Annotated in this window: 17 protein-coding genes and 1 other RNA gene; 12 read left to right on the forward strand and 6 right to left on the reverse strand. The window is 48.4% G+C overall.

The features are described 5' to 3' along the window. Positions 1 to 201: 201 nt before the first annotated feature. The 4 genes from ffs (at position 202) to rluB (ending at position 3,179) form a co-directional block, all read left to right on the forward strand. Positions 202 to 300, forward strand: an RNA gene (gene ffs / locus BM331_RS10315) — signal recognition particle sRNA small type. A gap of 83 nt (positions 301 to 383) precedes the next feature. Next, complete coding sequence (gene dnaX, locus BM331_RS10320; protein WP_074929362.1) at positions 384 to 1,967, forward strand: DNA polymerase III subunit gamma/tau; 1,584 nt, start codon at positions 384 to 386, stop codon at positions 1,965 to 1,967. 16 nt (positions 1,968 to 1,983) lie between these two features. Further along, positions 1,984 to 2,307, forward strand: coding sequence for a YbaB/EbfC family nucleoid-associated protein (locus tag BM331_RS10325; protein ID WP_083414754.1), 324 nt, complete (start codon positions 1,984 to 1,986; stop codon positions 2,305 to 2,307). 53 nt (positions 2,308 to 2,360) lie between these two features. After that, a complete protein-coding gene (gene rluB, locus BM331_RS10330; RefSeq protein WP_074929366.1) occupies positions 2,361 to 3,179 on the forward strand; it encodes a 23S rRNA pseudouridine(2605) synthase RluB in 819 nt (272 codons plus the stop codon). A 23-nt stretch (positions 3,180 to 3,202) separates the two neighbouring features. Here the strand turns inward: rluB and prmB are convergent, their stop codons facing one another. Next, complete coding sequence (gene prmB, locus BM331_RS10335) at positions 3,203 to 4,129, reverse strand: 50S ribosomal protein L3 N(5)-glutamine methyltransferase (RefSeq protein WP_074929368.1); 927 nt, start codon at positions 4,127 to 4,129, stop codon at positions 3,203 to 3,205. Positions 4,130 to 4,176: 47 nt separating this feature from the next. Here prmB and tadA point away from each other — a divergent pair, with 47 nt between their 5' ends. Genes tadA through BM331_RS10350 form a run of 3 tightly spaced genes read left to right on the forward strand, consistent with a single transcriptional unit; the run spans position 4,177 to position 6,828 of the window. After that, positions 4,177 to 4,680: a tRNA adenosine(34) deaminase TadA gene (gene tadA, locus BM331_RS10340; RefSeq protein ID WP_074929370.1), complete on the forward strand. Its 504-nt coding sequence runs from the start codon at positions 4,177 to 4,179 to the stop codon at positions 4,678 to 4,680. Next, on the forward strand, positions 4,677 to 5,156 hold the full coding sequence (locus BM331_RS10345; RefSeq protein WP_074929373.1) for a L,D-transpeptidase: 480 nt from the start codon (positions 4,677 to 4,679) through the stop codon (positions 5,154 to 5,156). Before tadA ends, BM331_RS10345 begins: the two co-directional genes overlap by 4 nt. Positions 5,157 to 5,214: 58 nt before the next feature. Continuing rightward, a complete protein-coding gene (locus BM331_RS10350) occupies positions 5,215 to 6,828 on the forward strand; it encodes an NAD-dependent malic enzyme (RefSeq protein ID WP_256214897.1) in 1,614 nt (537 codons plus the stop codon). Between the two features lie 48 nt (positions 6,829 to 6,876). On the opposite strand, the gene serB is transcribed toward BM331_RS10350, so the two are convergent. Beyond that, positions 6,877 to 7,707 carry a phosphoserine phosphatase SerB gene (gene serB, locus BM331_RS10355; RefSeq protein ID WP_074929377.1) on the reverse strand — a complete coding sequence of 277 codons (831 nt, stop codon included), beginning with the start codon at positions 7,705 to 7,707 and terminating at the stop codon, positions 6,877 to 6,879. An 86-nt stretch (positions 7,708 to 7,793) separates the two neighbouring features. Next, entirely contained in the window at positions 7,794 to 9,269 is a 1,476-nt protein-coding gene (locus BM331_RS10360) for a sensor domain-containing diguanylate cyclase (RefSeq protein ID WP_074929379.1), read from the reverse strand. A 256-nt stretch (positions 9,270 to 9,525) separates the two neighbouring features. Between BM331_RS10360 and BM331_RS10365 the strand changes: the two genes are divergently transcribed. The 5 genes from BM331_RS10365 (at position 9,526) to hemE (ending at position 15,921) form a co-directional block, all read left to right on the forward strand. Further along, on the forward strand, positions 9,526 to 11,019 hold the full coding sequence (locus tag BM331_RS10365; protein ID WP_074929380.1) for a leucyl aminopeptidase: 1,494 nt from the start codon (positions 9,526 to 9,528) through the stop codon (positions 11,017 to 11,019). A gap of 33 nt (positions 11,020 to 11,052) precedes the next feature. Continuing rightward, a complete protein-coding gene (locus BM331_RS10370; protein WP_074929381.1) occupies positions 11,053 to 11,481 on the forward strand; it encodes a DNA polymerase III subunit chi in 429 nt (142 codons plus the stop codon). A gap of 72 nt (positions 11,482 to 11,553) precedes the next feature. Beyond that, entirely contained in the window at positions 11,554 to 11,955 is a 402-nt protein-coding gene (locus BM331_RS10375; protein ID WP_074929382.1) for a hypothetical protein, read from the forward strand. Positions 11,956 to 12,018: 63 nt separating this feature from the next. Further along, on the forward strand, positions 12,019 to 14,772 hold the full coding sequence (locus BM331_RS10380) for a valine--tRNA ligase (protein ID WP_074929384.1): 2,754 nt from the start codon (positions 12,019 to 12,021) through the stop codon (positions 14,770 to 14,772). Positions 14,773 to 14,850: 78 nt separating this feature from the next. Then, positions 14,851 to 15,921 carry a uroporphyrinogen decarboxylase gene (hemE, locus tag BM331_RS10385; RefSeq protein WP_074929386.1) on the forward strand — a complete coding sequence of 357 codons (1,071 nt, stop codon included), beginning with the start codon at positions 14,851 to 14,853 and terminating at the stop codon, positions 15,919 to 15,921. A gap of 69 nt (positions 15,922 to 15,990) precedes the next feature. On the opposite strand, the gene tmpT is transcribed toward hemE, so the two are convergent. From tmpT to BM331_RS10400, 3 genes are all read right to left on the reverse strand, one after another. Further along, on the reverse strand, positions 15,991 to 16,632 hold the full coding sequence (gene tmpT / locus BM331_RS10390; protein ID WP_074929388.1) for a thiopurine S-methyltransferase: 642 nt from the start codon (positions 16,630 to 16,632) through the stop codon (positions 15,991 to 15,993). 249 nt (positions 16,633 to 16,881) lie between these two features. Then, a complete protein-coding gene (locus BM331_RS10395) occupies positions 16,882 to 17,340 on the reverse strand; it encodes a hypothetical protein (protein ID WP_074929390.1) in 459 nt (152 codons plus the stop codon). Beyond that, positions 17,309 to 17,806, reverse strand: coding sequence for a nucleoside deaminase (locus tag BM331_RS10400; RefSeq protein ID WP_074929392.1), 498 nt, complete (start codon positions 17,804 to 17,806; stop codon positions 17,309 to 17,311). The genes BM331_RS10395 and BM331_RS10400 overlap by 32 nt, the downstream gene beginning before the upstream one ends. Positions 17,807 to 18,011 lie beyond the last annotated feature (205 nt).

Raw genomic sequence — 18,011 nt, forward strand, 5'->3', positions numbered from 1 at the left:
CAAAATGCTCACATACTTCAAGTATGCTCTGCTTTCTCGTTCAATTTTGCCTTGCACTACATCACTTGATTGAAACTTTGAACAGATTCTAAGATTTCTGATGGCAGTTGCTTGCTTTGCAGTCACAGCGTTGTTCTATTTTTTCATGTAACCTGAAAACATACTGTATTCAGGTGTTATCTTAAGGTAGAATGAGCGCATGGCGGGCCTCCCCGCATTGTAAGGTAGTGAATCTGGTCAGATCCGGAAGGAAGCAGCCACAGCTATTTTTTGCAAGTGCCGGGGGTTTGGCTCGCCACCTGTCTTTATACAGATTGCAGAGCCTGTTTCTTTGCAGCTTCATGATAAATCCAGGTTGTAATAATCTCTTCTCGATAAAAACCTTGACGGATTCTCAGGCACTTGCCCGCAAATGGCGCCCCAAAGACTTCACGGGGCTGGTTGGACAAGAACACGTTGTAAGAGCACTGGTCAACTCAATGGAGCAGAACCGGCTGCACCATGCATATTTGTTTACGGGTACGCGCGGGGTTGGCAAGACAACGGTAGCCAGAATCTTGGCAAAGGCGCTGAATTGTGAACAAGGAATCACTGCCACACCTTGCGGAAAGTGTGCAGCCTGCCTGGCAATTGATCAAGGAAGTTTTGTTGATCTGATTGAGCTGGATGCAGCATCCAATACACAAGTGGATGCCATACGTGAGCTGCTGGATAACGCACAATATGCACCAGTTACGGCACGGTACAAGGTCTATCTGATCGATGAAGTGCATATGCTTTCCAAGTCAGCATTTAACGCAATGCTCAAAACTCTGGAAGAACCGCCAGAGCATGTCAAATTCATTCTTGCCACCACCGATCCTCAAAAAATACCTGTTACCGTATTATCTCGTTGTTTGCAGTTCAACTTGAAGCAGATACCCCCTTCTCTGATCGAGATGCGCCTGTCCGAGATTCTCTCCATGGAGAGAATCGTGGCGGATGCAGCTGCCTTGAAGCTACTGGCGAAAGCTGCGAAAGGAAGTTTGCGTGATGCTCTGAGCCTGCTAGATCAGGCCATTGCACTCGGTAATGCCACAGTGGATGAAACGAATACTCGTGCGATGCTGGGAGTGCTGGATCAGGATCATTTATTCGCATTGCTGGAAGCACTGGCAGAGCAGGATGGAATAGCAATGTTAGCTATTGCTGATCAGCTAGAAGCGGCAAGTGTATCATTTGATTCTGCCTTGCAGGATCTGGCAGCATTGCTGCACCGGTTGGCAACAGTTCAGATCGTTCCACAGATGCTTGACGAAGAGCAGCCGGAAGGTGACAGGCTGCTCGCCTTGATAAAACGTTTCACGCCCGAAGATATTCAACTGTTTTATCAGATTGCATTGCACGGGCGTACTGATCTTGGTCAGGCTCCGGATGAGTACAGTGGTTTTACCATGACATTAATGCGGATGCTGGCCTTTATGCCTCATTCTCAACCATCCAGTCATCCGGTGCATGCAGGTACCAATGCCAATATTACTCGGAAAATTAAATCTGGACTGCCTGCGGATTCCAGAAGGCAGGAGAAATCAATAGAGAGCGATTCTCCGAATGACGCCTGGCTTGCGCTGGTAAATCAATTGGAATTGAGTGGGATGACACGGATGCTGGCACAGTACAGTGAAGCAAAACATTTTTCTGCAAGCAGAATAGAATTGTGTGTGACAGAAATGCACAAACATCTGCTGGAAAAATCCTATCAGGACAAGTTGAAATTTCAACTGGAATCTCATTTTGGGGAACCCGTTGAAGTGGTTTTTTCGCTGGGGAGTATTACTGGTGTTACTCCAGCTGTATTGCAGGATCGCGATAAGCTCGCAAAGCAATCCCGGGCGGTTGAGGCGATTGAATCTGATCCTTATGTTCAGGAATTGGTTGAACAATTCGACGCAAAATTGAATATTTCTTCCATTAAACCAATTAATTAACGGAGATTGTAAATTGATGAAGGCCAATTTGGGCAATCTGATGAAGCAGGCCCAGCAAATGCAGGAAAACATGAAGGCTATGCAGGAAAAACTGGCAACGATTGAGGTTGAGGGCCAGGCAGGAGCGGGTATGGTTAAAGTGACCATGACTTGCCGCCATGATGTGAAGCGGATCAATATCGATAGCAGCCTGATCGGTGACGATAAGGAAATGCTGGAAGATCTGGTGGCAGCTGCGATGAATGATGCAGTACGTCGGGTAGAAGCCGCAACACAGGAACATATGGCGAGTGTAACCAGTGGCCTGGGATTGCCGGCAGGAATAAAATTTCCTTTCTAAATTGTTTGGCTGCGTGTTTTTGACAGACCGACTACAACACAGGACTTATATTTATGTCGGTTAATCGGCTGAAGCATCAAAAACCCAGGCGCACGCACAGATCATCTCCTGCCCTGAAGAATCTCAGCGCTGCACCTGCTGTCGAGCCTGATAGGTTGCAGAAGTTGCTGGCACGCAATGGCTTGGGTTCCCGGCGGGAAATTGAAGCCATGATTGCAGCTGGTCGTGTGAGTATCAATAATGCGACGGCAAAACTCGGCGATCGAGCCGGGTTCGGGGATAAGATACGGATTGATGGAAGAATTATCCGGCTTAGAATGTCTGCACTTTTGCCACGGATTATTATTTACCACAAACCAGAGGGAGAAATTGTTAGTGCGCGTGATCCACAGGGGCGGCCATCGGTATTCGATAAATTACCGCATATACAGTCTTCCAAATGGGTAGCAATAGGCAGGCTGGATTTTAATACCAGCGGGTTGCTTATTTTTACAACTGACGGGGCCTTGGCCAATCGCCTGATGCATCCACGTTACCAGATGGAACGAGAGTACGCAGTTCGCATCGTTGGGGAGCTGTCCCCGGAACAAATTACTCGCTTGACTACTGGTATTGAACTGGAAGATGGTTCAGCAAAATTTGATCAGTTGCTTGATGAAGGTGGGCTGGGAACAAATCACTGGTATCGCATCATACTGAAGGAAGGTAGAAACCGTGAGGTTCGCCGAATGTTCGAAGCGCTGGGGATAACGGTCAGTCGTCTGATGCGTGTCAGGTTTGGCCCCGTTAACCTCCCGCCCAGACTTAAGCGTGGTATGTGGCTGGAGCTGGTCGATACAGAAGTCGAACGATTACTGGCGCTGGTCAGTTAGTCCGCTTCCAGATAAATTCTTTTCTACGCTTGCAAGTCGCGGCGTCTCACCATTAGAACAAACTGATCTCCTGCACTGGTTTCCAGCCAGGTACAGGATAGCTGAGGAAATACTTGCTCTATTTCGGCCTGATTGTGGCCGATTTCCATGATCAACAGGCCGTCTTCGGTCAGATGATCGGCCGCTTCTCTGAGAATTCGGTAAACAATATCCAGCCCATCGAGCCCACCTGCCAAGGCGATAGCGGGTTCGTGGCGGTATTCTTCAGGGAGCGTTGCCATGGATGCAGCATTGACATAGGGAGGATTACTGATGATCAGATCGTATCTTTTACCTTGCAGCCTGGTGGAAAGATCCGAATGGATCAGGTTGATCCGGTTCATCAGATCATAATTCCTGATATTTATGGATGCCACGTCCAGTGCATCGGAAGAAATATCTACAGCATCGATTTGTGCCTGCTCAAAGGCGTGCGCCAGTAAAATGGCGAGGCAGCCGGAGCCGGTACATAAATCAAGTACTGAATTAATGTCATGTGGATCTATTACCCAAGGAGACAGGCGATCTTGCAGTAATTCGGCAATAAATGAACGCGGTATGATGACGCGTTCATCAACATAGAAATTAAAATCACCCAGCCAAGCTTCGTGTGTTAGATAGGCAACCGGTATTTTTTCACTGACACGCCGTTCAATGATACGGAGAACCTGATCACGTTCGTTACACGTAAGCATGGCATCCATAAAAAGATCCAGCTGATCAGCGTTCAGATACAGTGTGTGCATAATCAGAAGCGCTGCTTCATCATAAACGGTCGGCAGACCGTGTCCCAGGAAAAGATCCGATCGGTTGAAATAGCTTACTGCAAAACGCAGTAAATCACGCAAAGTGCGTAATTCTTCCCCTGCCTGGAGGATAGTAGTGTTATTGGGCTGTCTGGTATAAGTCATGATTCAATCCGAGTTTCTCCGGAAAGCAATTTAGCATAAAAAAACTGATGAAAGTACAGGTTATCCGAACCCCAGTTCAGGCAGAAGATGAATATTTCATGCGTCAGGCATTGGATCTTGCTCGTGTAGCAGGTGACGCGGGGGAGGTTCCGGTTGGTGCGGTTGTGGTTAGGGATAGCCAGATTGCAGGTTATGGATATAACTGCCCCATTACATCAATAGATCCGACGGCGCATGCTGAAATCATGGCTTTACGTGATGCTACTAACAAGCTGGGAAATTATCGGCTGCCAGATTGTACGCTGTATGTCACACTTGAACCTTGTGTGATGTGTATTGGTTCAATATTTCATGCCAGAATTAAACGGCTGGTTTATGCTGCAGATGATCCAAAAACCGGCGTGTGTGGCAGCTTGCTTGATCTACCTGCTGATACCCGGCTTAATCATCACCTGGTGGTCAGCCAGGGTGTTCTGGCGGATGAAGCGAGCACCTTGCTGAAACAGTTTTTCATTATCCGGCGTGGCACAAAAGAGCGCGATACATCATGAAAATTATCGTAGATATTTCATTGCAACAAATGACCCTGCAGGATGTAGCAGGGCATATTGTCAGGTGTTATCCAATCTCTTCCGCAAAAAATGGCACTGGACAGCAGCGTGGCAGTTTTCACACCCCTTTGGGAAAGCATATTATTCGTGCCAAGATTGGACAGAACGCACCTGTTAATACGGTGTTTGTCCGGCGGCGTCCCACTGGAGAAATTTATACACCAGAGCTGGCTGCCAATCACCCGAACCGAGATTGGATTTTGACACGTATTCTCTGGCTTTCAGGGTGTGAGCCAGGATTTAATCGCCTAGGTTCGGTCGATACGATGCGGCGCTACATTTATATTCACGGCAGTCCAGACAGTGCAGAGATGGGTAAACCCGGGTCGATCGGCTGTATCCGGATGCATAACCACGATCTATTAGATCTGTTTGAACGGGTGCCTGCTGGCACACCAGTTGAAATCACTGCCTGATTGCTTGGAAACGTAATCAAGAGGATGGTGATATCCAACACATCCTGACCAGGAAAATATCATGAAATCATTACATGGCAAGACATTACTTAACGATCCGGTGCAGAACAAATCCACTGCTTTCACCCGAGAGGAGCGTGAACATTATGGCTTGCAAGGGTTACTGCCATATGGCGTGACGGATATTAAAAAACAGCAGCAACGAGTATTGGCCAATCTGCGCAACAAAAGCAGCAATATCGAAAAATACATTTATCTGAATGATTTGCTCGAGCGCAATCAACGGCTGTTTTACCGTACTTTGGTCGATCATATTGGTGAAATTATGCCACTGATCTATACGCCCACTGTGGGTGAGGCTTGTGTAAAGCTTTCACATATTTTCAGAAAGCCACAAGGGTTTTACATTACACCGGAAGATCAGGGGAAAATTGTATCCCGTCTCGAAAACTGGCCGGAAACCGATGTGCAAATTATCGTTGTTACAGACGGCGAGCGAATTCTTGGTCTGGGTGATCTGGGAGCAAATGGTATGGGAATACCAATCGGCAAAATATCCCTGTATGTGGCTTGTGCCGGGATTTATCCCGGTCGATGTATGCCGGTCATGCTGGATGTTGGAACCGGTAATCAGGCATTGCGAGAGGATCCGCTCTATCTGGGTTATCCCTATCCCCGGCTGGTCGGACAAGATTATCTGTCGCTGGTGGATGAATTTGTGGAAGCGGTGCAGCATCGGTTTCCAGATGCATTGATTCAGTTCGAGGATTTCAGCAGTCGGAATGCATTTACCTTGTTGGATCGCTATGCCGCGTCAGTTCGGTGTTTCAATGATGATATTCAAGGCACGGCTGCAGTAACGCTGGCAGGTATCTATGCTTCCTGCCAGATTACACACAAATCCTTTGCTGATCTGAAAATCATGTTACTGGGAACCGGATCTGCTGCAACTGGTGTTGCCGAATTGCTGTTGCCAGCATTCAAGGCGACTGGACTGAGTGAGGTCGAGGCTCGTTCCAGAATTAGTTTTGTAGATAGACAGGGTCTGGTGACAACCGCACATGAGCTGATCAAGCCACGTATTCGTCCGTTTGTGAGCGAACGTGCGGCAATGAGTTTCATTGATGCGATTACCGCTATCCAGCCGGATGTGCTGATCGGCGCAACAGGAACAGCAGGTGCGTTCAATGAAGCAGCTATTCGCGAGATGGCCCGTTACCAAGAGCGCCCCGTGATTATTGCACTTTCCAATCCAACCTCACATACGGAATGTACGGCTGAACAGGCTTACCGGTGGAGTGGTGGGCGGGCTATTTTTGCCAGTGGCAGTCCGTTTGCGCCGGTAATACTTGATGGACGAACCCATTACCCGGCACAGGGAAACAATGTGTATATTTTCCCTGGGATCGGGTTGGGCATCATGGCCAGCCATGCGCGTCTGGTGGTTGAACGTATGTTTCTGGCTGCTGCTGAAGAATTGGCAAATCGTGTTTTGTCCGAGGAAATCGAGCGTGGATCAATTTATCCGGATATTGTCCGGGTACGCGATATTTCACAAGGTATTGCCATCAGAGTTTGTCAGGTGGCCTGGCAGGATGGTCTGGCGGATAGAGATCTGCCCGAGGATCTGGAAGCAAATGTGCAAGCTTTGATCTATGAACCCGGCTATTAAAACAGAAGTGGTGCCCCCTGCCTTACGACATAAAGCAGGGGGATTGATTTACTCAAACAGGTTGAGGATACCATCGAGGCCGACGTGATTAAGGGAAAAGGTTGCTTTTTCCTTTAATATGGGTTTTGCGTGAAAGGCAATGCCAACTCCTGATTCTTCTAGCATTTTCAGATCATTGGCACCATCGCCGACAGCAATGACCTGATCTTTCCTGAGTCCGAGTTCATCCCGTACCCGTTTCAGAATTTCTCCCTTGCCGGATGCACCGATAATGTTGCCCAGCACTCGTCCGGTCAGCTTCCCATCCTGTACTTCAAAAGTATTGGCAAATGCATAATCCAGCCCGAGCCGGTCTTTGACCCGATCGGTGAAGAAAGTGTAGCCGCCTGAGATCACCATAGTCTTAATACCGGCAGATTGCATGCGTTGCAGCATTTTTTCAGCTCCGAGGCTCAATCGCACGCGCTCATCGTAAACTTTCTGTAGTGCTTCCTGTGGCAGCCCTTCAAGCAGGGCGGTGCGGCGGATAAGGCTTTCGGCAAAACTGATTTCTCCGCGCATGGTGCTCTGGGTAATGGCGGAAACTTGCGGTTTGACATTGTGCATGTCAGCAATTTCATCAATGGATTCGATGGCGAGCAGGGTTGAATCCATATCCATAGAGATTAAGCCAAAATCAGTCAGCTTCTTGCCTGCCGGAACAAAAGCATGATCCAGGCTGGTTTCTTCGCAATAGTCAGGAATATCAGGATGCAGTTGGGCATTCATTATCCGGAAAGCTTCCCCAGTGATGCGATCAATCTGACTGGCTTGTGCAAGTTTGGCAATTGCCCGTAAATCATTGTTCTGGATATCTGTGCCTTGAATAATAAGATTCATGAGAATTATTTTAATTTGATTAAGTGACGAATGCAGGCACTATACATGGAATGTCGCACCATATGAATATCGGCCGGTGGGCGCGGTCAGGTTTTTAAGGGTGAAGTCAGCGCTGGATTCCATTCAACAATTCGGTTACGGCCCGCATACTTGGCGGCATACAGCGCTCTGTCGGCTGCTTCCAGCATTTCACTCTGGAGGTCAAAAGACTTTTCCTTATCCATATTGACAGCCAGGCCGATTGAGGCCGTGATACGGATAGTACTGGCTTCATTCGGTTTATAGGCAATTGCAGCGATGCTTTCCATGACTCTTGCCAGGATGTGACGTGCAGCCGAAAGAGTCGTGCCCGGGAGTATCAGGGCAAATTCGTCACCACCATATCGGCAGAAAATATCGGTTTGACGAATCTGGTCAGTAATGGCTTTGGCTATGGCTACCAGTACACCATCTCCTGCAATATGCCCATAGGTATCGTTAAAAGTTTTGTAGTTGTCAATATCAATCATTGCCAGAGAAAGAGATGTTCCCTGCTGAATTGAAAGCTGAAATTCACCCCGGAATGCGCCATCGAAGTAAGCACGGTTGTGCGCACCGGTCAGGCCGTCATGCTGAATTTTGTCTTCAAGCTCGCGCACTTTAATCATGGCCCGCATTGTCAGTAACTCTCGGGCCTCAGTGATGATATTGTCAAGGTGGGCAGGGTTCAGGATGGTGATTTCAAATAGTTCTTCCACATGGTGCAGATCATTCTGCATGGCTTCCAGGACTTCTATCAATGCATGTCCGTCGAGCCCTAAATAGGTCTCCGCTATACGGGTTGTTTCATCAATTTTTTCTTTTTTGTCAGGTGACAGGAAATAATCTGTAATGTAACCAGATACTGCAACACACTCGTTGATACCAGCATTGGGGGTATCTGGTGCAGTATGACTGTTCCGGCAGGCGATAGGCGCGTAGCTGGGAAATTTCCAGTATTCAAGTAATGCTGCGCCTAGTTCGTCGTGTCCTATATCGAATGTCTGGCGTTCAGCCTTCAGAAGGGCGTTGTGATCCTCAGCAAGTAAAAAAACCGGTGGGTAATCCTCAGGCATGAGAGCATGAAAGGCAAGAATACCAATATCCTGCAGCAGCCCCGCCAGGAACAGATCATCCAGTATTTTGTCCATTCCCAGGCGTTTGCCCAAAGTGCGGCTGGCCAGTGCAGAAGTAATCGAACGGCGCCAGAAGCTATTGTTGTCGGTCATGCCCAGTTTTTCTCTGGTCTGTTTTATCAGAGAATCTGCCAGCGAGAAGGACAATGCTATTGTAATAACACCGTATGTTCCGAGAATATTAGTAGCCTGGCTGATGTTACTGATCGGATATCTGGATTTATACAGCGGGGAATTGGCTGTCTTAATAATTTTGGCGGCAAGTGCCGGATCATGCGAGATATAATGATTGATCTGCGTAAGGCTGGTATCTGCTTTGCCAGCAAGATCAATAATTTTGAGCGCAATAGAAGGCAGGCTGGGTAAACTTGTACAGAACCGCAATTGCTTGAGCAGATTTCCTTTCATATTTCCATTACCAAGGATGTGAATAGAGCGTTTGCTTACTCATTCCGGATTTACAGGGAAAAATGATTCTACCCGATATAATCCCATGAAAATACTGAAAAAGAGCCGTTAAGCAAACCTATTTGCGCTGAATGACACGAGCATGATTCCGGAGATTGTGGCAGGAAGCTCGGTTTTTTGATTTGGAATCAGAGACGTGACCATAGTCCGATTCGTATTCATTATCAAAAATAAACAAATAAAACAGGAGTAAAACATGGACTTCACAATCCAATCCGGCGATCTGGAAAAATATCATGGTGACTGTATCGTGGTAGGCGTGTTCGAGTCTCGTAAATTGACCAGAGCGGCCAAAGCTTTGGACGAGATGAGCAAAAGTTATCTGACCAAGGTGCTTGACCAGGGAGACATGGACGGCAGGGCAAATACAACTTTACTGCTGCACAACGTCCCGGTTATTGGAAGCAAGCGAGTGTTGCTGGTCGGGCTGGGCAAGGAAGAGGAATACGCAGAAAAGGTATTTCAGGAGGCCACTCGTGCAGTTTTTAAAGCGCTGCATCAGACGGGGGTTAAAGATATCGGATTGTGTGTAGCGGATTTGATTGTAAAAGGAAGAGATGCTGCCTGGAGCGTACTGCAGTCAACCCTCCTGGCAGAAGAAAGTGTGTACCGCTTTGATCGGCTCAAAAGTAAACGTGAGGAGCGTCAGCCATCCCTGCAGAAAATTATCTTTCTCATCGGGGATGAGGTTGCGACGGCAGAAACAGAACAAGCATCGCAGCAGGGAGCAGCTATTGCGCGTGGTATGAATATAGCGAAGGACTTGGGTAATCTTGCGCCCAATATCTGTACTCCGACCTATTTGGCCGAACAGGCTGGCGAAATGGCCAAAACATACAACCTCAAACTTTCTGTGCTGGAAGAAAAAGACATGGAGGCGCTCGGAATGGGTGCATTGCTGGCTGTGGCGCGCGGCAGTCATCAGCCGGCAAAATTGATTGTGCTGGAATACTGTGGCCAGAAAAATACTGAGAAACCAGTCGTGCTGGTTGGAAAAGGTGTCACCTTTGATACCGGTGGTATTTCACTGAAACCGGCAGCTGATCTTGATGAAATGAAATACGATATGGGCGGCGCAGCAAGTGTTTTCGGCATACTGACTGCCGTGGCAGAAATGAAGTTGCCTATCAATGTAACGGGCATCATTCCCACAACTGAAAATATGCCGGGTGGCAATGCAACCAAGCCCGGGGATGTTGTAACCAGCCTGTCTGGCCAAACGATTGAAATACTTAATACTGATGCAGAAGGACGGTTGATTCTGTGTGATGCACTGGCATACGCCGAGCGTTACAATCCAGAGGTGGTAATTGATATTGCTACACTGACAGGGGCCTGTGTGGTCGCCTTGGGACATGTGGTCAGTGGCCTGATGGGTACCGATGAGCCGCTTGTTCAGGAACTGCTTCAGGCCGGGGAAAAAGTATCTGATCGTGCCTGGCAGTTACCATTGGGAGATGAATATCAAGAATTACTCAGAAGCAATTTTGCCGATATGGCCAATATCGGTGGCCGCTGGGGAGGTGCGATTACCGCAGCTTGCTTCCTTTCACGTTTTACCAGGAAATACCGCTGGGCGCACCTTGATATTGCTGGAACAGCATGGAAATCCGGCAAAGAAAAGGGGGCGACCGGACGTCCGGTTCCGCTACTAACACAATTTCTGATCGATCGTGCACAACAGCATTAATATCAGCTGACACGCTCATCTCTGCGAGCAGATGTGACACAGATTGATTTTTATACGGGTGCGACCGACAGATTGTTGATCGCCTGTCGTTTGTGCGCAAAAGCAGTGCAGCAGGGATTGAAAACAGTTGTTTATATTCCGGATACAGAATTGGCAAACCGATTTGATAAACTGCTCTGGACGTTCTCCCCAACCAGTTTTGTCCCGCATTGCCAGGCAGATGACAAACTGGCGGAAGTGACGCCGGTGATCCTGAATAATCGGCCGGAGATGCCGGAAGCGGCTTACTTCGATGTATTGCTTAATCTGGATGCGACAATTCCATCCGGATTTGAACATTTTAAGCGGATCGTTGAAATCGTTGATGAAATAGAGGACAGCAAGCTGCATGCACGCAAACGGTACCGGTGCTACCAAGAGTTGGGACATGATATTCGCCATCATCGGCTTGAGGAAAATTAACCGATTCCGAGCCATGCAGAAGCTATCCATATTCCCGGATTTTGAGTTTTTTACCTGATCAGGAGCAATCTGGTGGCAGATGATCAACCCGATATAACGCAGGAGCCGGAAGATGAAATCCTGCTGAATAAAGTAGATTCAATGTTGCGCAGACATCGACAGGAACAATCTTCTCTCATGCAATCTGTAGAGCAGATTATTGCAAGCTCATTTGACTCCATGGAACAGCTTCCTTCCGCTTCCGGTGAATTGCCCGGGGATATTGCCGAGTCAGCACCCGACATTGACGGGATTCCTGTTTTGACTGATCAGGTGACACTGACGATAGATGAATGGCCATCCCCAACAGAAATTTCCGAGCTGTTGTATTTCGCTTTTGATGCAGCATTAAGAGAAGCATGTATCAGTCTGAATCCTGCTGAACGGTTGACCTTGATTCAAGCTCTGGGAAAACGGCTGCCCAGAAATATTTAATCTTGCTTTCGTTCGTTATAATGGCCGGTTTCATTCTACCGGTTTACTTTGTGTCTGATTGTCATGGAACTTGCAAAAAGCTTTGATCCAAAGGATATAGAAAATCGCTGGTACTCGGTCTGGGAGACTGCCGGCTACTTCAGCCCGGCCAAGCGGGAGGAAGTTAATGCCTACTGCATCATGCTGCCGCCCCCTAATGTTACCGGCACGCTGCATATGGGGCATGCCTTTCAGCATACCCTGATGGATGCACTGATCCGTTATCACCGTATGCTGGGCGACAATACATTGTGGCAACCGGGCACGGATCATGCCGGGATTGCCACGCAGATTGTGGTTGAGCGTCAACTGGATCAGGAAGGAAAGGATCGTCGCCAAATGGGTCGTGAAGCTTTTCTGGAGCGAGTCTGGCAATGGAAAGAAGAATCCGGCTCCACCATTACCCGGCAAATGCGTCGTATGGGGACTTCCTGTGACTGGTCGCGTGAACGCTTCACTATGGATGAGGTACTTTCCCGTGCGGTGACTGAAGTATTCGTTCGTCTGTATCGGGAAGGGTTGATTTACCGTGGCAAACGCCTGGTTAACTGGGATCCGGTATTGCAAACAGCGGTCTCCGATCTGGAAGTGGTGTCAGTTGAGGAACAGGGATCGCTTTGGCACATTCTCTATCCTTTTGAACACCGGGCAGAAAATGGTGAGAAAGGTCTGATTGTCGCCACCACGCGGCCTGAAACCATGCTGGGTGATGTAGCGGTGGCGGTACATCCGGAGGATGAACGCTACCGGCATCTGATCGGGCATCATGTACGCCTGCCGTTGTCTGAGCGCACGATCCCGATTATTGCAGATTCCTATGTTGATCCCGCTTTTGGTACGGGGTGCGTAAAAATTACCCCGGCACATGATTTCAATGACTATCAGGTAGGGTTGCGCCATAAACTGATACCACTTAGCGTTTTTACGCTGGATGGTAAGATCAATGACAATGCCCCGGTTGAATTTCAGGGGCTGGATCGTTTTGATGCCAGAAAGAAAGTTATTGCCGATCTGCAGGCACAAGAATTATTGGTTGAAGCTCGCCCGCATAAACTGATGATTCCACGTGGGGATCGAACCAATACGGTGATTGAACCCATGCTGACTGATCAATGGTACCTGGCAATGGAAGGGCTGGCCAAACAGGGGTTGGCAGCGGTTGAAAGCGGTAAGGTCAGATTTGTGCCGGAGAACTGGGCGCATGTCTATAACCAGTGGCTGGAAAACATCCAGGACTGGTGTATTTCACGGCAATTATGGTGGGGGCACCGTATTCCAGCCTGGTACGATGAAGATGGCAACGTAATTGTTGCGCATGATCTGGAGGAAGCCAGGAAACTGTCTGGTAAGGAAACCCTGTATCAGGATGAAGATGTACTGGATACCTGGTTTTCTTCCGCGTTATGGCCTTTTTCAACATTGGGCTGGCCAGAACAGACACCTGAGCTTAAAACCTTCCTGCCTGGATCCGTGCTGGTAACCGGGTTTGACATTATTTTCTTCTGGGTGGCGCGTATGGTGATGATGTCCCTGCATTTCACCGGCGAAGTACCCTTCCGGGAAGTGTATATCACTGGTCTGATTCGTGATGCGGAAGGCCAGAAGATGAGCAAATCCAAAGGTAACGTACTTGATCCGCTCGATCTGATTGATGGCGTTGCACTGACGGAGTTGATCAGAAAGCGTACGACCGGCCTGATGAATCCCAAACAGGCAGAATCCATCGAGAAGGCCACTCGCAAACAGTTCCCGCAAGGAATTCCCGCATTCGGCACCGATGCGCTGCGCTTTACTTTTGCCAGCCTGGCCTCGCATGGGCGTGACATTAAGTTTGACCTGCAACGCTGCGAAGGGTATCGCAATTTCTGTAACAAGTTGTGGAACGCCACCCGTTTTGTGCTGATGAATTGTGAGGGTAAGGACACAGGACTGGATGAAGGGCTGCCACTAAATTTCTCACCAGCGGATAAATGGATTATTGGTCGTTTGCAGCAGGCTGAACAGGGCGTAGTACAGGCCTTTAATGAGTACCGGTTTGACCTTGCCGCGCGCGAGATGTACGAATTTATCTGGGATGAATACTGCGACTGGTATGTAGAGCTGGCAAAAGTACAGTTGAACAGTGAAGATGAAGCACAGCAGCGTGCCACTCGTCGTACATTGGTGCGTGTATTGGAAACAGTGTTAAGGCAGGCGCATCCGATCATTCCGTTCATTACTGAAGAACTCTGGCAGGCGGTTGCGCCGCTTGCGGGAAAAGTCGGCGCTAGCATCATGTGTCAGCCTTATCCTCAACCTGATCAGGCACGTATCGACGAGCAAGCTGCTGCTGATATTCAACTGCTCAAGGAAGTCGTAAATGCTTGCCGTACATTGCGTGGAGAAATGAAACTGTCACCGGCAGAACGTATACCGTTATTGATAGAGGGTGATCACGCCCGGTTAGCGGATTTTTCACCCTACTTGCAAGCGCTGGCCAGATTATCTGAAGTGACTATCCTGCCAGATGGGCTGCCGGATACCGATGCGCCAGTTGCTGTGGTAGGTGATTTCAGGTTGATGCTGAAAATAGAGATAGATGTTAAGGCAGAGTGTGAACGCCTTGGTAAGGAAATCTTGCGAATAGAAACTGAAATCGGTAAAGCCGAAACAAAATTGGATAATCCTGATTTTGTTCAGCGAGCCCCAGAAAAAGTAGTGCAACAAGAAAGAGAGCGTTTGGCTGCGTTCAGTGCAACCCTGAAGAAACTGGAAGAACAGTTGCAAAAACTGAATTGATCGTTGAATGCTGATAATAGGTTTGTAATTTTTTTACGTTAATTTATCAACCTTTTTGAGATTAGGCCCATATAAACAATGACCAGACTGGAAAATGATACTTTTATTCGCGCACTGCTGCGGCAGCCTGTGGACTATACCCCCGTCTGGATGATGCGCCAGGCTGGCCGCTATCTGCCGGAGTACAACCAGACGCGGGCGCGTGCGGGTGATTTCCTTGCACTATGTAAAAATCCTGCACTGGCAACAGAAGTGACTTTGCAGCCATTGGACAGATTTCCGCTGGATGCAGCCATTTTGTTTTCCGATATTTTGACTATTCCGGATGCAATGGGGCTGGGATTGTATTTTTCGACAGGAGAGGGGCCACGCTTCGAGCGCCCGTTACGTGAAGAACGAGAAATTCTCTCATTGATCGTGCCGGATCCGGATACGCATTTGCGCTATGTCATGGATGCTGTTACAGAAATTCGCAAAGCGCTGAACAATCGGGTGCCGCTGATTGGATTCTCAGGCAGCCCGTTCACGTTGGCATGCTATATGGTGGAAGGTGCGAGCAGTAGTGATTATCGTCAGATCAAAACCATGCTGTATACACGCCCGGATCTGTTGCACCATATTCTGGATGTAACCGCACAAGCGGTGATTACCTATCTGAACGCCCAGATTGAAGCAGGTGCGCAGACAGTGATGATTTTCGACAGCTGGGGTGGTGCGCTATCCCATGCCGCCTATCAGGAGTTTTCCCTGCGTTACATGAACCAGATCCTGGAAGGATTAAAACGCGAACATAACGGCGAACGTATCCCGAATATCCTGTTTACCAAGGGAGGCGGGCTATGGCTGGAATCCATCATGGCTAGTGGTTGTGATGCCATCGGACTGGACTGGACGATTGATATTGGCGAAGCGCGTCGGCGTACACAAGATAAAGTGGCTTTGCAGGGCAATCTGGATCCAGCTGTACTGTTTTCCTCACCGGAAGCTATTGCTGCTGAAGTTGGAAAAATACTGGCAAGCTATGGCCATGGGCATGGCCATGTATTTAACCTCGGACATGGTATTTCCCAGTTTACTCCACCGGAAAATGCAAAAGCACTGGTTGAAGCAGTGCATACACAAAGTGTTCGTTATCATCAAGTCGGCTAATAGTTTTCAGTACAATCAACGGGTTATCAAAAACTGGTAACCCGTATCTCTTTTAATACCTGTTTCGCATTACGGGCGGTTTTTCAGTAACCAGACATTTTCTCTGGCCGCACATTTCCCCTTCAACCCACCAGATACCTCTGTACTTTCAAGTAGTCGCAGCTCATAGCTAGCGGCATAATGCCGATCGATTTCTGCGCTGCCAATTGAAAAAGGAGGACCTTCCAGCAAGGTTTGATCGTATTCAAAGCAGATAAGAAGTTGTGGCGCTTTATGCGTGAGTGCCATCAGATGGGTGGTATACCGGCTGCGTATTGCTTCAGGGAGCGCAACCAGAGCGGCCCGATCGTAGATGGCATCCACGGGCCCTAGCGTAGCAGCGGTCAAATGAAACAAGTCACCAACAAAGATATCGATATTTTCTGCGTGGTAGCACTGCATGCCACTGTTCTTTGTCACTTGTGGCTCTACGCCCAGTCCAATAAATAACTGCCTGACAGCCATTTCGCTTAGCTCAACGCCTACAACACGATAGCTGTTGGCAAGCAACCAGCCAATATCAAGCGTTTTACCACACAAGGGTAGAAAAATACGGCTGCCCTTTACCAAATTAAGTGCACTAAAATGGCTGATTAGCAGCGGATTGACGGTAGGGCGGTGAAAGCCAATTTCACCTTGCTCCCATTTCTGATGCCAAAAGTTTGCATCCATAATAATTCCCAGTAGGTGTTTGATTGTAGTGATGAGATATAGCGTCACCTGTGATGGCGCAACAATTTGTATGAGATTATCTATCCTTTGCCAGCCATTCACTGTTAGATGAAAGGGATATACACAAAATATCGTTGAAATTATTCATAGGTTTTTTTAACAGCAGAGCGCCTGATTTCTAATGCTGCGCAGCTATGAAGAACTGAAAAGCTGCAAATGGTGGCTTGGTTTTGCATTAGATACGAGTGCTCAAATATTACTGATCGCGACGATACGAACACGAACATGATTGCACTTGTCACTATCGTAGATCCCTGCGAACCATACTTCACCGTTGCCTATCATAATGCCGTCGGAGTTGGCGAATAGCTCATTGAACACTTGTTTCTTGATTTCCTTGACGACGCGGGCATTGAAGATGACGTTGTATTGCGACTTCAATGCCGCCGCGTTCTTTATAGATGGTTTACCGTTGACGGTTAGGGGGAACACAGTTAGGGAAACTATGCGCGCGATGTTGTGAGTTGCGACGGCGTGCTGAAGGGTGGTAAGGAACGACGCGATCTGAGCATCGGTAAGTCCTGTTACGGCGAACTTGGACTGATGGAGGTTCGCGCGCCGAATGGCGCAACCAGCCCGAACAGAAGGAGGACGATGGCCGCGCGTGTATGCATGGTTAAGTCGTAGAATTAACACGATGTATTCCATAGAAGCGGCGATGCAGGTTGTGTACCTGCTCCGTAAGATCTGGAACCGGGCCCTCTACCACGAGGCCAGGAACAATTTCCTGGATCGGCAGAGGGCGTACCGGAGGCGCAGGAACCCCCAACTCGGTGAGCCAAGTGACTAATTGCTCGGAAGAACTCACGTATACAATACGACCCAGTCCGACCCAGCCGTGCGCAGCGGCACACATTGGACAATGTTCACCCGAGGTGAATACAGTTGCTGCCGCTCGCTCCCTGGGGGTCATATTAACTGCGGCCCAACGGGCCAACTCAAACTCTGGATGACGAGTACGATCGCCAGAGGCTACCCGGTTGCGATCCTCAGCAAGTACGGTTCCGTTTGCAGCGACTAACACTGAGCCAAATGGTTCATCGCCTGCTTCTAATGCCTCAGTCGCTAGTTCGATACAGCGGTGAAGGTATTTCAACTCATCATTACTGAACATCCCAGTCTCCAATTTTTTTGTATTATCCCTACCCGAAGCAATAAAAGGCAGCAGCCTGATACCGGTCGAGTGTAGCGCAATTAATCATGTGTGTTTTAGAGCCTGTTTACAATCTGTTTCTCACCCCTGATAATAAATAGATGAAGAGACCAAAATACGCCAGCGACATCAGCCGAGAGAAGTTTGCCGAGATAGAGCCATTACT

Source organism: Nitrosomonas eutropha (assembly GCF_900116685.1).
GTDB lineage: Bacteria > Pseudomonadota > Gammaproteobacteria > Burkholderiales > Nitrosomonadaceae > Nitrosomonas > Nitrosomonas eutropha_A.